The following is a 15,291-nucleotide window of genomic DNA, read 5'->3' as shown; positions in this document are numbered from 1 at the left end:
TTTCTGAAGAGCAGTTACAAAGGGCTGTTCAAGATTTAAATAATAGACCAAGGAAAACACTTAATTACAGAACTCCGGCCGAAGTCTTTTTTCAGGAAGGGGTTGCAATTCGAGTTTGAACCTGCGCCCCTTCTTGCAAGAACGGAACTTAGAAGTAAAATCAGGCCTTAATTTGTCCTTTCATTAAGTTATTTTATTCGAAAGAAAAACTTTCACAGTCGATATATGCTGTAATACTATGAATTTGGCGTCTCTGTACAGAAAGGTAATGACCAAAATGATACTGAACGCGGTCATCTGTTTCTTGCTTAGTATGAATTCGGTTGGCGAGGGTGCGCCTGCGCATCAAGGAACGGAAAATCTCGTCGTCGTAGCGATAAAAGATATCTTCGAAGACATGCCCGATGATTCCGTCTTACGCTATGACACGCTCAAGCTAATCAGTGCTTTGCAAGGTTTGGTAAATCGTGATCACCCTCGTCTGTTTATTCGATTTCTAGAAAGCCGCGAGGGCGGTGAGATCATCAATATTGATGATTATTGGTTTGAAAAAATACAGAGGCCCATGTTTCCCGATCGAGGAATATTGACCTTCACAAGGCTGGACGTACTGTTACAGCATTTTTCTTCTGCCATCGCAGGCTACGTGGTCTGGGATCCCGACGTGGCTGCAAGTGCCAACGTAGCATCCACTATTTGCGGAGTAGAGGGGTGGCTGCCCCTCCGTGCCGACAGCGCGCTGATGCAGTATTTGCAGGACCATCATATTGATATTAACATCAAAAAAGATTTGTGCGGTCTTTTTACGGGAAGGGAATCGGGAAGCACAAAATGCGACGCCTATTTATGGGCGAAACGGGAGTATCTCGACACCGGTAAATGTAATCCCGCATTGATGGCGTTTTATGTCGATGCCTACACACAACGACCCGGACAGCCGGGTTTTCAATATCCCGATCTCCCCAATACGACCCTTGCCAATCACGATTATTACATTGCACGAAAAGCATTTTTCTTTGATTTGCTTGTATGGCCCGACGAATATCCCATTGACCACCCCAATCAACCCCTAGGCTGCGACAGCGACACCTTGCGCCAACTATTAGAATCTCAATATAAAATAAATGCCGGTAAAACATTCACTTGTGTGGGCGGCTTTGTACATTGGAATCTCAAGTATACGAATCACGGTCCCGCCGGCGGCGGCCGTCTGCCCGTACCCACAGAATGGGAATGTGTAGCCGTGTTCAGCGCCTACAATGCTTTTATCGACGCCGACGCCTTGGGATTGACCTGTCTGCCCAACGCTTCTGTTTACAGCCATTTCCCGCTTCGAGATCACTATAGTCAGCAACAGAAAAAACCACATCCACCCTTGGAAGAAAAAACCTATGTTCTCATTTATATGGGGGATTATGATTCAGCAGCTTGGATGTCGCGCCATATACCCCGCATTTGGGATGATCCCGAACGGGGCGAATTACCTATTGCATGGGCTTTTAATCCGAATTTGTCCGATCGTATCCCGCAGGCTTTCGATTATCTTTACAGCACTGCGACACCCAATGACTATTTCATAGGCGGTGATTCCGGCGCGGGGTATTTGAATCCCAACCTCTTAACGGGAACACGATTGAACAGCGGTCTTCCCGATGCTGTTGGGCTGTGGATCGAACACAATAAGCGGTATTATCAAAAATTCGATTATTCCATTACCGGTTTCGTCATTAACGGATTTCATGGAGATATGCCTCTGTCGCTGCAGAAAGCCTATGCCCAATTCTCACCGGACGGCGTTGGCATGCAATTGGGCTTCGAGAAAAAATTAGTGGGCGAAACGCCTTTCATTCGTCATCATGCTGATATTTATCCCAAAGCGGGCAATACCGCCCAAGCTGCAGAGCAAATGGCTTCTTTTGCTAAAGCGTCTAAGCCTGAATTCCTTGTGTTTCGATGGATACTTCAAACACCGAGCATGATGAAAAAAGTGTACCATGATCTCTTGGAAGGGCACGGAGAACATGACTGGGTGTTTTGTGATCCTTATACCTTTTTTGCCTTGTATAGGGAAAAATTGGAACGGGATGCGGATCCTTTCAATTGTGCTCGCTGCGGCGTTGCCCCCGGCGCGGCGTGCATGGTCGAACAGCGTGATCTTAGTTCCATTATTTTGGGACGTTGAAACCTCGCCGGTATTCTGCAAGTCTAAGGCTAGAAAAGCAACCGAAGATACTGTACAATAACATACATGATTGTTAAGTGTCTTGGATGTATAAAACAATAAGGAGTAAGTGGAATGAAACAGTACGTGGTGGTTTTATTAACCTTGGTTTTGGGCTGTTCCGGTATTGTGGTTGCTGAGTCTGACGCAGCCTCTGAAGGTGTACTTGAGCTGGGAATGCTCATGCAGTTTGCCAACGAAGCGGGATTAAGTGATTATGATCTCATGGATATCATGTCGGGATATCGCGAGTACCGCTCCCTGATGGATAGTTATCTGGAGCGTCGTGATGAGAAAGTGGATGCACTTACGGCAGCCATCAACAAAGAGGAAAGTAATAGTGTTATCGCCGGATTGACCCGTGAGCTTATGGAAGTCGATTTAAATATTGTCCGTTTACAGCAGGCCAGTGTTAATGAGGCAGCCGATTTGATGGACGCTGCATCGGTCGCAAAGTTATATCTTATGGTGCGCGACATGGACGCGGCCAAGGAAGCCTTTTTGAAACAACTTTCCGGAGAACCCGAATTGACGCCTTGTATTGAGGTGATCATGCCTGACCAAGCGCAACAAGCAGCAGCGCCGGCTGTTGAAGAAGAAGCGCCTGCAGAGGAAGAGGCTCCTGTTGAAGATGTAGAGGCAGTCATCATGGACAGTGCGACGGCCTTCCTGCAAAAAATAGCCGACAAAGATATTGACGGCGCGTTGAACGCTGTGTCTGAAGATTTCGAACATTATGAATACGGCAGCAAAGAAGAATTGAAATCCTTTTTAGACGAGGCAAAATTAAGTGGTTTTCTGGATGACGTGAAGGTTGTCACCGACGACACAGAAATTACCTTAGACGACGAAGAAGCAGTCTTGTATCCTGTCGATATAGAAGGATTTTTCGGAAGCATCACCCTTGAAGTCACCTGCAAAAAAGAAGGGGACAATTGGATGATAACTTCCATGGATGTTTTTGGGATTTAATTCGGTTTCATAACATTCCCTTTCACAATGGAGCGGGAGACAGACACCCATTAGCGTGTGTTTGTCTCCCGCTCTAAATTTTGCTGTCAACGGAACGTTGAAAACCGTAGTATGTTTTTGGCGCCTATTTCTTTTTGCGCATCAAGCCTTAGGGTTTAAAAGGTTTGCCCGTTAATTTTTCATAGGCTTCCCAAGAGGAAAACTTATGATCCCGTTCGTCAAGACTGATACGACGGAACAAGTCGGCAAGGGTCTCCACCTTCGGATAGTATTCAAAATAGACCGTATCAATAGGCGTGTCTTCCCATTCGGGATGATCTTGCACAGCCTTAGCGTATTCGCGCTCGGCGTGGCTCTCGAACCGTGCATTCATATCAAAGGAAAGAGCAGGGGTAAAACGGTACATGAAGCGCGTCAGGCAATAGTAGCCAAAGGCCATCATGCGCGGTAAGGCAAAATGTTTTATGAACTTGGGTTTGATACCCTGTTGGCGCATGAGGTCTGTGATGATGAAGAGATGCCATTGCTCATTATCCTGAGACTCACGCCCCAATTCGATATGATTCCATGCCAGGTCAGTCATCTCTTTTTCCGGATAGCGGCGGCTCGTGAATTTACGTGACAGCCGCAAATACGAGCCCAGCTCCCAAGCGATATAGGGGTAGCGTGCCAAGACTTCCAGCACCATAAATTTTTCTAACTCTCGTTTTTTTCCGTAAAACAGATCCATCACGGCATACATAGTTTTCAGAATGAAGTTGGAATGTAACCCGGGATCCTCCAAGGTCTTTTCCCATTCTGCTTTGAGGTCGACTTCTTTGCCGATGGTGTATTCAAACTGTGTCATTTCATTCACTTTCTCAGGATAATAAGGAGTCCGTTCCCTCTATTTTGCGTAAGGAAGCAACAATAGAGGGGCGCGGATTTTTACCACAAAAAAGATCAAAACGGCAATCCGTATCAGATTCTTGTCCTTTCAAAAAACAGTCGCTGTCCATGAATACGGGGCCTTTGAAAGCGACATCAAGGCGAACTGCATCACCCTTATCCGGCAAATGAGATACGCTTTTCGCCAGTGCCCACATACCGTGAATAATATCCCGTTTGAAGCCGAATATTTTGGCCATTATTTTAGAGACGTGGATCGGATTATAGTCCCCTGTAATTTTGGCATACCGGCGGCCCATATCTTTGGGGACGTGCCATTCCGCATTGATGCCCGGTTCATCCATATCATCAAAAGTTGCTACATTCACTGCTTCTCCGATATCACCAAATTTTTTGCCCCGGAAAAGATAAGCACTGATACTTTCCCATACAGGTGTGTCATCAACCAAGACCGTGGTCGTAATGTCTACTTCAAGTCCCGGCTTCAGGATACGGGCTTCCCCCATTGCGCAGACAAGATCAACTGTTTCCGTTTCTTCTATTTTGCGACGTTGCAAAATGTGATTCCGTGCATGAACGGCGCCAAAGGCGGAGATAGGGAAGGCTTTGTTGGCGAGCATGTGGATATGCATAGCGGAGGTAAGCACATGGGGATATAAGAGGGGTAAGAAACCATCATTTTCAAAACCGCAGGCTTCGCGGTAGGCTTGTATTTTATCCGGCGTTTCTGTGGCGCCTTTCCAATGCGCTTCGGTTTTGGGTAATTCGTCGAGTCCGGCATATTTGGCTCTTCCCGGTGCAAAGAGATTTTTGTATGCACTGAATAAGGAAGGTTTTTCTTTGAAGTCCAAAATAGCAGCCATGAATTGTTCTCCTGTAAGTTAAAGCGTCTATATGATGCAGAAAAAGGGCTCTATTCTTTAGCCCTGTCCGGGTTTGGTTTTCTGCTTTTTAAGCCTTCTTTTCTGTCAAATCGTTATTGTTTTTTTGGAGCCCCGTCTTTTTCCTGCGTCCCCTCGTCATCCGTTCCTTCTTCATTCTCCTTGTCCTCTTCCTCGTTTTCTTCGATTACTGAAAAGAGGAAGGCGCGATGATCGATGCTGTCGTATCCATCCAAAGCGCCCCAGTGAATGGCATAGGCTCCCGGTTCCAGGGGCATGGTCGGACACAACTCCATCAACAACCGCTCCGGTTCATCTAAGGGCGTAGAAATAAGGGGTATGGATTCATCGGCAACCCAAACATCTTCCGTGTAGGAAAGTTTTTTGTTTTTATTGTCTTTGGCTTTGACCGAGGTCGATTGTGCCGCCGTTGCTTTAACTTTTCGAAGCCGGCAGAAACGAGCGTCATAAACAGGCATACGATGCGCTATAAGGCGGGGCGGATTGAGTTCAGGATTGCTTTTCGGATCGGCATAGGGAATAACGATGCCGGGCTCAACCGGTGTGCCAAAAGCAATCCCTTCATTTTCGACAAGGTAGCGATTGGCACGGGGTCTTTCTGTCGCCTCATAGTGGTAGCGGTAGAAGGTGTACACGCCTTCGGCAGGGGGCAGCGGCCAAAGCTGGATGGGGTCCATATTGAAAACGCCTAAAGAAGGCGCGGTTATGCTGCGGTGGACGGGTGCATATCCCGTTTTCGAAATTTCCAACTCTAATTCTCCGGGCAGACTGCGAAAGGAGTAAGCGCCGTTGGCATTGGAAAAGCCTTCATGAGCAGTGCCGACTACCCGTATCACGACACCCGGCAACTCTGCGCCGCTCACATCGGTAGTGATTCCCTTGATTCGCGAGGTCTGTCCGCATCCGAAAAGAATAATACACAGCGTTACACAAAGTAAGGCGTCGGTATAGGGTCTTGCAAAAAGGGATTGAGTCTTTGGTCGTTTCATGAGCTAACTGTCCGTCGTGTTCCGAAAGCACCATTATTGCGCATTCAGTGATCGCATAAACAGGGCATTCTCCCGAGAACTTTCAATGGTATCTTGTTCTGATTCGTCTTGTTCAACGATAAACCACTTCGCACCGGCATCCCGCGCGGACGCCAGTATTGGTTCCCAGTATATCACGCCCTTTCCTAATTCCGTAAAAGCGGGGGGAACCACACTTTTGAAATCTTTTACATGTACTAAGGGAACACGGCCCGTGAGTTTCTTTAACAGTTCCAAAAGGGCTGCCTTAGCCACAACAGCCCATCCGAGATCCAATTCACATTTTAGATTTTCCGGAGCGCTGTTGTCGAAAATCAGTTCAAAAATAGTTGTATCGTCTAAGCTTTCAAATTCATGGGCATGGTTATGATAGCAAAGGGTAGTGTTTTCCCGGGCTATCACGGCGCCTGCTTTGTCCATGGCATCAATGGCCTTGAGCCAGGCGTCTTTATCGGCGCAGCTTTCTGCGCCCAGCCAAGGCACCACAATATAGGAAACGCCGAGGATGGAGGCCGCCTTAAGTACTTGATCTAATTGCCCGGTTAATTCTTCATAGGGTACATGCATGCTTATGGGCGTCAGACCGGCACCATCCAACAATACCTTTAATTGCAGCGGTGCGAGCCCGTACATACCCGCAAGCTCGACATGGGTATAGCCGGCGTCCCTGACACGTGTCAATCCTTGTCCGGGGTTTTGTTGGAGTTGATCCCGAACCGAATAAAGTTGTAATCCAAAGGGATAAGTAGTCATTTCAGTACTCCCAAAAAATGCTCATCCTGTTTCAGTGAGGTAAGGCAATTCAATCTGCCCAAGTTCTGTGGTAAGCTGCAAACCCTGCCACGACAAAGAGGGCATGAAAAGATAAACAAGGATACAGTATCATATCTTGAAATAAGGGTCGGAGTCTATTCATACCCATAGGCTTGTCCACTGTGGAACGACCGAGTAATTGATCATGGCAGATACCATCAAAAAAATCCCCTTCCTCTTTTTGGCCTTAAGCTTGGTTATCCTTTGCACGGGGCATCTTCATGCCCTTCCTCTTCCCGTCAAGGCGGAAGTGTCGGAAAATAATGTGGCGGTTTTTGTGGACGGTTCCTTATTCACGGTCTACAAATTTGGCGATAAAAAACAAAAATATCCGTACTTTTTTCCCGTGAATGGACCATCCAGCGGATTGTCGATAACCACCGAAAGCAGTGAGCCTTATCCGCATCACCATTCGTTGTTTTTCGGCTGTGACAAAGTCAATGGCGGCAATTACTGGCAAGATAGTTTGGCAGCCGGCCGTATACGGTCAACAGCACTGCGCGTAATAGAGGCGGAAGGAACACAGGTTGTTTTTGAAAACGAATGTGAGTGGGCGAAAGGGCGACAGGATCCCGTGCTTCGCGATACACGCAGAATTACCGTATCCGCTCCCGACCCAACCCTGCGCATCATTGACTTTGAGATTACATTGATGCCCCTTGTCGAGGTGACTGTTGAGAAAACCAACCATTCGCTTTTTGCTGCACGCATGAAACCGGAGATAAGCGTAGAAGCGGGAGGAACCTTAATAAACACATACGGAGATCAAAAGGAGACGGGCACCTTTGGCAAGGCGGCGCCTTGGTGTGATTTTTACGGTATCAACGGAAAGGTCACAGAAGGGCTCGCCATTTTACAACATCCCGATAATCCTCTTTATCCGGCTCCGTGGTTTACAAGAGATTATGGTTTCTTTTCACCAACACCCATGTACTGGCCGCCTGAAGATAAAGCCCTCGTATTCGCAGAGGGCGAATCAATCAGCCTGAAATATCGGGTTGTGGTGCATGAGGGCAACACTGGCGACGCTAATATTGCCGCCCTTTTCGAAGCCTATAGCGCTGAAAAAACCAAGCATTGAGTACGGATATTATTCCGTGATTAGCAATGGCTTTCTTGATAACGTGCAAGGGCGCAGCCGGCACTGCCGATGACACCCGAATCGGAGCCCAGCCCGGCCGGCACAATTTCACAGCGTTTCGCCGGCACTTCAAAGGCGTTGGCGAGCACTGTTTCCCGCACCGTATCAAAGAGCATGTCGCCGGCATTAATCATGCCGCCGCAAAGGACTATGCGTTCCGGATTCAGCGCGTTCACCATACTTGCAGCGCCCAGCCCCAGCCATACCGCCGTTTCATGAAATACTTCTAAAGCAAATCGGTCACCGGCCACAGCAGCCTCATAGATAATTTTTCCGGTTAAGTTCTTGGGATTACCGCCACAGCGTTCTTTTAAAGTGGTGGCTGTGCTGTCCCAGCCTTCAACGGCGCTGCGGATCATACCGGTCACAGAGGCATAGGTCTCCAAACAACCCCGCGCTCCACAACCGCATAGACGCCCGTCCCGTTGCACGGTGAGATGTCCCAATTCCGCTGCCGTGCCGTCGATGCCGCGCAGTAAGCGGCCGAATACCACAATGCCGCCGCCCACACCCGTACCGAGTGTAAAGACCACAACGCTTTCTGCGCCTTGACCTGCGCCCAGCCAGTATTCTCCGTAACAAGCGACGTTTGCATCGTTATCAACATAGCAGGGTACCTGCAGACGCTTGCTCATCTCGTCGGCAAGGGGAACATTCTTCCAGCCCTTGAGATTGGGCGGATCGAAGACCACGCCCGTTTGCCAATTCATCGGACCGGGCGCGCCAAAACCTGCCGCCAAGACTTGAGAGGGGTCTATTTGTTGTTCACGCAAAAGATCGAAGACACTTTCAGCCATGAGATCCATCACCGCTTTCGGTCCTTCTGATGCGCCTGTCGGCCGTGAGGCCTTGGCAATAATAGAACGTTCTTCGGAAACCAAAGCGGTCTTGATATCTGTGCCGCCCAAATCTACACCGATGATTACCTTAGTCATGCGTTTTTTCTCCCATGGCTTTCACAAATAACTGTGCCTTTTCGATGCGTTCCAACGCGCAGTCACGGCCCAATAACTCCGCTAATTCGTATAAGCCGGGGCCCACGGTCTTGCCCGTAAGGACGAGGCGCGTCGTATTCACCAGTATACCAATCTTGATATTCTGCTCAGCAGCCAGTGCATCATAGGCATCTTTTAAGGATGCTTTTTTCCAGTCGGCTACGCTTTCCATACAAGCCTGCAGCATTTCCAAAACAGACAACGCATCGGAGGTCTCAAAATATTTACGGACACCTTTGGCATCATAACCATTGATATTATGAAAGAAGAAATCAGTAAAGGGAACAATTTGGTTGAGCGTGGGGATTTTTTCCTGGCAGATGCCGGCAATGGCAACCATACGTTCCCGCGGATAGGCGTCAACGTCAATACCGGAGTCGCGCAGCAGAGGTAATACGCGGTCACAAAGTTCTTCCTGGCTGAGCATACGTATATGCTGGCCGTTGAGCCAATCCAATTTTTTGCGGTCGAAACGTGCCGGCGATTTGGTCAGGCGTTTGAGTGAAAAGAGCCGTTTTAAATCGTCAAGGGAAAAGAACTCACGTCCTTCTTCTTCTGAAGTCCACCCTAACAAGGCAATATAATTGATCATTGTTTCAGGCAGATATCCATCAGCGCGCCAGTCTAATACATTGGCGCCGTGCAGTCGTTTGCTAAACTTTTTGCCATGTTCATCATGGACAAGGGGCGTGTGCGCAAATTTCGGCAGAGGATAGCCCAAGGCGTTAAACAGCATGACGTGACGCCCTGCATTGGTCAGATGATCGTCGCCTCGTATGACATGGGTAATCTTCATTAGACCATCATCTACCACCACAGCCAGATGAAAGATAGCGTCGCCATTGGGCTTCACAATAATAAAATCATCGTACTCTTTGTTATTAAAACGGACGGGACCTTGGACAATATCGTCGACCACCGTTTCCCCTTCGGGAACACGGAAGCGTATGGAGAAGGGCATATCACCTTTGGCGGCGATTTCTTCCGCTGTCAGGCTGCGGCATTTCCCGGAGTAGCGCGGAGGCCGTTTTTCAAGGGCGGCGAGTTCCCGCTGCGCGTCCAATTCTTCTTTCGTACAAAAACATTTATAGGCTTTGCCTTCTTCAAGGAGCCGCGCCGCTTCTCTCCTATAGAATTCGCTGCGGCTGGATTGGCGATAGGGACCATAATCGCCTCGTTCTATTTCATCGCCAAATCGCGGCCCTTCATCCCAATCAATCCCCAGCCACTTGAAGCCTTCGCACATGGCATGCACAAATTGTTCGTCGGAACGCTCCGCATCGGTATCTTCTAAGCGCAAGACAAAAACGCCGCCGTGACTGCGTGCAAAAAGCCAGTTGTATAAGGCGGTCTTCGCCGTGCCTATATGAAGAAAGCCCGAGGGGGACGGGGCTATACGGCAACGAATTTTATTCTCCATGAAAATTCCTTCGTAGTTGAATTTATTTTATCGTTTGTTGCGTGCCGAGACAAATAGCCTCTCCCGGCTTTTATACGTGCTTCTGTACCGAGCTTATTCTTCGTAGTGGCGCAGTTTTTCGCCAATATAAATTTGGCGGGGGCGCTGGATGCGCAAATCAGGATCCGAACGCATTTCCAGCCAGTGAGCAATCCAGCCCGGCATGCGCCCAATAGCAAACAAAACAGTGAACATTTCTTTGGGGATACCCAGCGACCGGTACAAAATACCGCTGTAGAAGTCTACATTGGGATAGAGTTTGCGCTCAATAAAGAAATCATCCTGCAGCGCGACTTCTTCAAGTTCTTTCGCTACATCAAGGAGGGGGTCGTGGACACCCAGTTCAATCAGTACGTCATCGACCGCTTTTTTTAATATTTTTGAACGGGGATCAAAGTTTTTGTAGACCCGATGTCCGAAGCCCATTAATTTGAAAGGATTATCACGGCGTTTCGCCATCTCCACATATTTCCCAACATTGCGGCCGTCGTCGGCAATGGTCTGAAGCATGCTTAATACTGCCTCATTGGCACCGCCATGAAGCCGACCCCACAAGGCATTGATTCCCGCAGAAACGGAGGCATAAATGTTGGACATACTGCTGGCAACCATGCGTACGGTCGATGTGCTGCAGTTTTGTTCGTGATCCATATGTAATATGAGAAGCATGTCCAAGGCGTTTTCCATGGCCTTCGGTACAACGTACTCTTCTGCGGGGCTGGCGAACATCATGCGCAAAAAGTTGGCGGCATAACTATGATCGGTTTTCGGATAAATGTAGGGAAGTCCCACCGATTTGCGGTAGGAAAAGGCAGCGATCGTTTTCACCTGACCGATTAAACGTTGAATGTGAAAATCCACATCACTCTCATCTTCCGCGTCGTGCGGATAAAAGGAGGACATAGACGATACCATGGCCCCCAAAATATTCATGGGATGTGCCAAGGCACTGAAATTATCAAAGAAATTAACCTGGCTTGCATGGATGAAGCTATTTAAGGTCAACTGTTTGCGCCAATCAAGGAATTCGCTTTCCGTGGGTAGACGCCCATAAATCATAAGATAGGCGGCAGCTGAATAACGAACCTGTCCAGCTAATTCCTCAATGGGATAGCCGCGATAGCGTAAAATTCCTTTGTCGCCGTCAATGAAGGTGATGGCACTGCGGCATGACCCGGTATTGGCATAGCCGGGATCGTAGGTAATGGCGCCGGTCAACGCCCGTAATTTGCGTATGTCGAGGGCGACTTCACCTTCTGTACCCATAAATACGGGCAGTTCATATTCTTTGCCGTTTAAGCTTAACGTTGCATTATCCATTTACAGTCTCCTGTTTAAGTGTCAGATTTATATAAAACCGTGCTTGGCCTTTATTGTTGGTGTGTCATGCTCCATAAATTCATATGGGAAGGCGTCCGGCACGCTAGTTGTGCTGACTTCGTGGTTTTTCCCGTCCTCCACAGCTCAGCTTTTACAAAACGCGGTACCGGAGTTTTGTTGAAGATGCTCTCAAGTATACCAAAGCTGCCGATTTGAAATGTAATAAACGCCCCCGCAGGTTCAAACTCGAATTGAAACCCCTTCCTGAAAAAAGACTTCGGCCGGAGTTCTGTAATGAAGTGTTTCCCTTGGTCTATTATTTAAATCTTTAACAGCCCCTTGCAATTGCTCTTCAGAAATTCTACCAAAACCAGTCTTTTGGGGAAGGTATAGTCTTAAAAGCTGCTAGATAAATGGTTTCATAAGACACTTGTATTGAGGAGACACCTGCATATTTCAGACGAAGGCGGCCACTTATTTGTTCGAGAGACAATACTCATAACTGACACAGCGTAATGCGCGGAGGATCTACGGGGTACTTACCGGAGGAATGGAGGAACTTTCGAAAAAGGGGGAGGGGGGAGCTGTGATGATTTTGCCGTCAAAACGGTCTCTGGTACCGATTTTGCACGACCATAATCATTTTTGAGACGGGGGGAAGCACAGATTTAATCCAATCCCTTTCAGACAACAGGAAGATCGGTGGACGAGAAGGGTTACCGGTTCAGCCGGTTGACCGTTCCCACTTGGCAAGCTGATTGAGAAACAGATCTCTTCCCCACAGATCCAGAGACGGCTGTTCGTTGACCCGGATGAAGCGGCGGACATCATTAACGGCCTGTTTCCAATTGATGGACGTAATCTTTTTTTTGAGTTCGCTCACCACCCAGTTTTTGTGTGCCGCGACATCCCCTCCCTGCCATGGGCCGAGTTGGTTGATGGCGGACGTCAAGAACGCGTAGTTGACCCCGATTCCCTGGCTGGTGTACCAGATGAAGTCGTACCAGTCACGGCCTTTCACATACTCCCGGCAAAGCAGCGCGTGAAGCTTTCCGGCAAACAGGCTGGGCTGGTCTTGTACCGCCACGGCGGAGACGAAAGGAAAGTCTAGATAGAGCAATTCTGCACCGCTTCCGGTAGGCGGATTGGTGTCAATTTCTAATTTGATGCGGATTTTCGCAAGGGGGCCGGCTTGATTGGCGTGGCGAAGCTCAATCACCTTGCCCAAAGAGCTGTCTTTCAGAAAGGCTTTTTTGACGGTTGTGTTTGCCTTGCTTCGATCTGTGATTTCAATCTCGTAGCCATAGGCCGCCAGTTCGGCCTCTAGACGTTGCAGATGCGCTGTCATCTGGAAGTCCGGATCGGCTTCTCGCAGGATGAAGTCCATGTCCTCGGAAAAGCGATTCAGACCGTAGAAGATGCGCAAGCACGTGCCGCCCTGAAACAAGGCGTGCTTGAAGAAATCGCCCCGTCCCAATGCCGCCAGGGCAACCTCCTGGGTAATCTCGCGAAGGGCGTGCTGCTCTTCAAGCTCCGTCTGGCAGTTATACGAGCGCAAGCGTTGTCGGACAATCTGCAGGCTCATGGGGACAAAGCCTCCTTCCAGGCACTAAGAAAGCGCCTCACCCGATGATTCGAGTAGTTGTCGACCAGCATCTCCAGTTGATCCGTAGTGACACGGGTCAGTTCATCCGTTTCGATGCGCAAATTCGCTGCCGCTTTATCCGGCGCTGTCCAGTCTGGTCGATGGACATAGACGTAGTCCGCCAATGCCTTCACCGGCGACGCCATGAACCATGTATTGCCGTCCGGATCCACACAGCGCTCAACGCCGGCGTAGAAGCTGCGCTGCGGAACCCGTTTGTAGCTGAAGAGCCCCAGCGGCGTAGTGAATTCCTTTGCACGTCCAGCGCTGACACAGGTGTAGGCGTAGACCGCCTCGGGAATCCATCCGTGATAACTCAGCGCTGTTTCCAGGCTGATGTAACTCGGCCCATAGACTCGTTGGGCAAGCCCGTAGACGCTGACGGGTTTCTTCTGATACCGCGGCGCCAGGCAGTAGAGACCACGCCGAATATCCAAGATTTCCCCCTTCGCCAGCGCCCGCTTAACCAGTCCGTGACGGCTGAAATCTGAGCCGTCTATCGCTACAGCCACTTCTGGCTGGGTGAAAACGCCCGTGGGCATGTTGAAGAAATATTCTGTAACGCGGTTCATCTTCGCAAATCCTTACCGAAAATAGTCAACCCATGACTGTTTGTGTTTAAATTATACCAGACAGTACAAAATTTGTCAATTACTGTCACTTTATGACTACTTTTGACATGTAATTGCTGCTGTAGATGAATATCGAGGCTATTTCAATGGCTTGTACGAAGAATCGATTTTGTGTGGGTTCCTGACTTTGGTTTACTTCTGCGAAGATTTCGACGTCTATTTCTTTTATTTGCACCTGAATCTCCGCACAAATCCTGTTTAGGGCTGACTGGGTATAATCTTCAAGTATCTTCGATAAATCGAGTACTGCTTGTTTCACATAAGGTACTTTCGCCTTTCTTTCCCATGCGGCCTGTTTGAAAGCATTGGTGAAATGTAGGTTGTTCCAGCGCTTGCCTTCGAAAATCCTGCCTTCGTTCAACAGCCACGAAGGCGCCGGTGATAGTTCTAAGCAGCTTGAGAAGACCTTGGTTGTTGATGGTGTTAAAAGCATTTTCTAAATCGGTTTCGTTCCTAAGCGAAGCCACAACAGCGCCATTCAGTCCATCGACGACCTTTAACGGTAGCATAATCGATCTATGCAGTGACTAAGACCAAGTTCCATGAGCCGGACTATTTTATAGACAGCCCTAAACCATCAGCCTTGTTCTTGGAAACAATAAACATCGCCGATCCCGATAATTTCACCTTGTCGGACTGGCTCGGACTCGAACAATAAATTCCGCAAATCCAAGGGTATGACGGTTATTTCGCCGCAGTTTCTTTTGCTTCGGCAGAACCCGAACTGTGCAATACCGATGGTAATACGATTCCCATATCCGAGCGCTTTTCAGGTGAAACACTTTTTTTCAAAGCCCACTTCCCCTTATACAGAACGGAAAACTTCCATGTTAAATTTGACGGCCTGCAGCAGGTGTATACGTGTTGATACAAATACACGATTTCTTCGCCTTAACGCCGGAGATAGCGCCCAGCGAGTACCTACCGGGCACGGTCGGCGGATTTCAACTTTGGATCCGCCCCGCTTGATAAAATAGTATCAGAAGGTGTAGTATTTTTCGGTTCACCCACGACTTTCGGTAATATCTCTATATTTTGTCGAGGACACAATTCCGGCATTGCTTTTGAAATTGGCACCACACGGCAACGACCAGGGACGAAGCTTAAGGAAGAATGTAAAGGTATCGAAAGTCACTATTCTGAATTATACTGTCAAGCCCCCGCTTTTTGGTCCAGTTGTTATGAGAGTTTCTGTGTTTCATGAGCGCGCCTCCTGGCAGGATTGCATGGGCGCTTGTGGAGCCGAGCGTAGCGAGGCGGAACAAGCGCCCATGC

General features: G+C 48.6%; 13 protein-coding genes. 3 read left to right on the top strand and 10 right to left on the bottom strand.

From position 1 onward, the window contains the following. Positions 1–277: 277 nt before the first annotated feature. The gene (locus GX117_09765) at positions 278–2,182 is read left to right on the top strand and encodes a hypothetical protein (protein NLO33622.1); all 1,905 of its coding nucleotides are present in this window, start codon (positions 278–280) and stop codon (positions 2,180–2,182) included. A gap of 114 nt (positions 2,183–2,296) precedes the next feature. Then, positions 2,297–3,193 (top strand): hypothetical protein, encoded by an 897-nt coding sequence (locus tag GX117_09760; GenBank protein NLO33621.1) that lies wholly within the window; start codon positions 2,297–2,299, stop codon positions 3,191–3,193. A 148-nt stretch (positions 3,194–3,341) separates the two neighbouring features. On the opposite strand, the gene GX117_09755 is transcribed toward GX117_09760, so the two are convergent. The 4 genes from GX117_09755 to GX117_09740 all read right to left on the bottom strand — a co-directional run bounded on the left by GX117_09755 (position 3,342) and on the right by GX117_09740 (position 6,764). After that, complete coding sequence (locus GX117_09755; GenBank protein NLO33620.1) at positions 3,342–4,040, bottom strand: hypothetical protein; 699 nt, start codon at positions 4,038–4,040, stop codon at positions 3,342–3,344. Positions 4,041–4,053: 13 nt separating this feature from the next. Next, positions 4,054–4,944, bottom strand: coding sequence for a hypothetical protein (locus GX117_09750; GenBank protein ID NLO33619.1), 891 nt, complete (start codon positions 4,942–4,944; stop codon positions 4,054–4,056). 113 nt (positions 4,945–5,057) lie between these two features. Then, positions 5,058–5,972, bottom strand: coding sequence for a carboxypeptidase regulatory-like domain-containing protein (locus tag GX117_09745; GenBank protein NLO33618.1), 915 nt, complete (start codon positions 5,970–5,972; stop codon positions 5,058–5,060). Positions 5,973–6,005: 33 nt separating this feature from the next. Then, a complete protein-coding gene (locus GX117_09740) occupies positions 6,006–6,764 on the bottom strand; it encodes a sugar phosphate isomerase/epimerase (protein ID NLO33617.1) in 759 nt (252 codons plus the stop codon). A 205-nt stretch (positions 6,765–6,969) separates the two neighbouring features. Between GX117_09740 and GX117_09735 the strand changes: the two genes are divergently transcribed. Beyond that, positions 6,970–7,905, top strand: coding sequence for a hypothetical protein (locus GX117_09735; GenBank protein ID NLO33616.1), 936 nt, complete (start codon positions 6,970–6,972; stop codon positions 7,903–7,905). A 20-nt stretch (positions 7,906–7,925) separates the two neighbouring features. Here GX117_09735 and GX117_09730 read toward each other — a convergent pair whose 3' ends face one another. The 6 genes from GX117_09730 to GX117_09705 all read right to left on the bottom strand — a co-directional run bounded on the left by GX117_09730 (position 7,926) and on the right by GX117_09705 (position 14,449). Further along, the gene (locus GX117_09730) at positions 7,926–8,900 is read right to left on the bottom strand and encodes an ROK family glucokinase (GenBank protein NLO33615.1); all 975 of its coding nucleotides are present in this window, start codon (positions 8,898–8,900) and stop codon (positions 7,926–7,928) included. Further along, a complete protein-coding gene (locus GX117_09725) occupies positions 8,893–10,380 on the bottom strand; it encodes a glutamate--tRNA ligase (GenBank protein NLO33614.1) in 1,488 nt (495 codons plus the stop codon). The genes GX117_09730 and GX117_09725 overlap by 8 nt, the downstream gene beginning before the upstream one ends. Positions 10,381–10,473: 93 nt before the next feature. Further along, positions 10,474–11,739 (bottom strand): citrate synthase, encoded by a 1,266-nt coding sequence (locus GX117_09720; GenBank protein NLO33613.1) that lies wholly within the window; start codon positions 11,737–11,739, stop codon positions 10,474–10,476. Positions 11,740–12,463: 724 nt separating this feature from the next. After that, positions 12,464–13,324, bottom strand: a complete 861-nt coding sequence (locus tag GX117_09715) for a nucleotidyl transferase AbiEii/AbiGii toxin family protein (GenBank protein ID NLO33612.1) — start codon at positions 13,322–13,324, stop codon at positions 12,464–12,466. Then, the gene (locus GX117_09710) at positions 13,321–13,956 is read right to left on the bottom strand and encodes a hypothetical protein (GenBank protein NLO33611.1); all 636 of its coding nucleotides are present in this window, start codon (positions 13,954–13,956) and stop codon (positions 13,321–13,323) included. The genes GX117_09715 and GX117_09710 overlap by 4 nt, the downstream gene beginning before the upstream one ends. An 85-nt stretch (positions 13,957–14,041) precedes the next feature. Continuing rightward, on the bottom strand, positions 14,042–14,449 hold the full coding sequence (locus GX117_09705; GenBank protein ID NLO33610.1) for a hypothetical protein: 408 nt from the start codon (positions 14,447–14,449) through the stop codon (positions 14,042–14,044). Positions 14,450–15,291: the final 842 nt, after the last annotated feature.

It is taken from the genome of Candidatus Hydrogenedentota bacterium (genome assembly GCA_012523015.1).
GTDB lineage: Bacteria > Hydrogenedentota > Hydrogenedentia > Hydrogenedentales > CAITNO01 > JAAYBJ01.
Note: the sequence above shows the minus strand (reverse complement) of the source record. Positions and strands in the feature narration are given on the sequence as shown.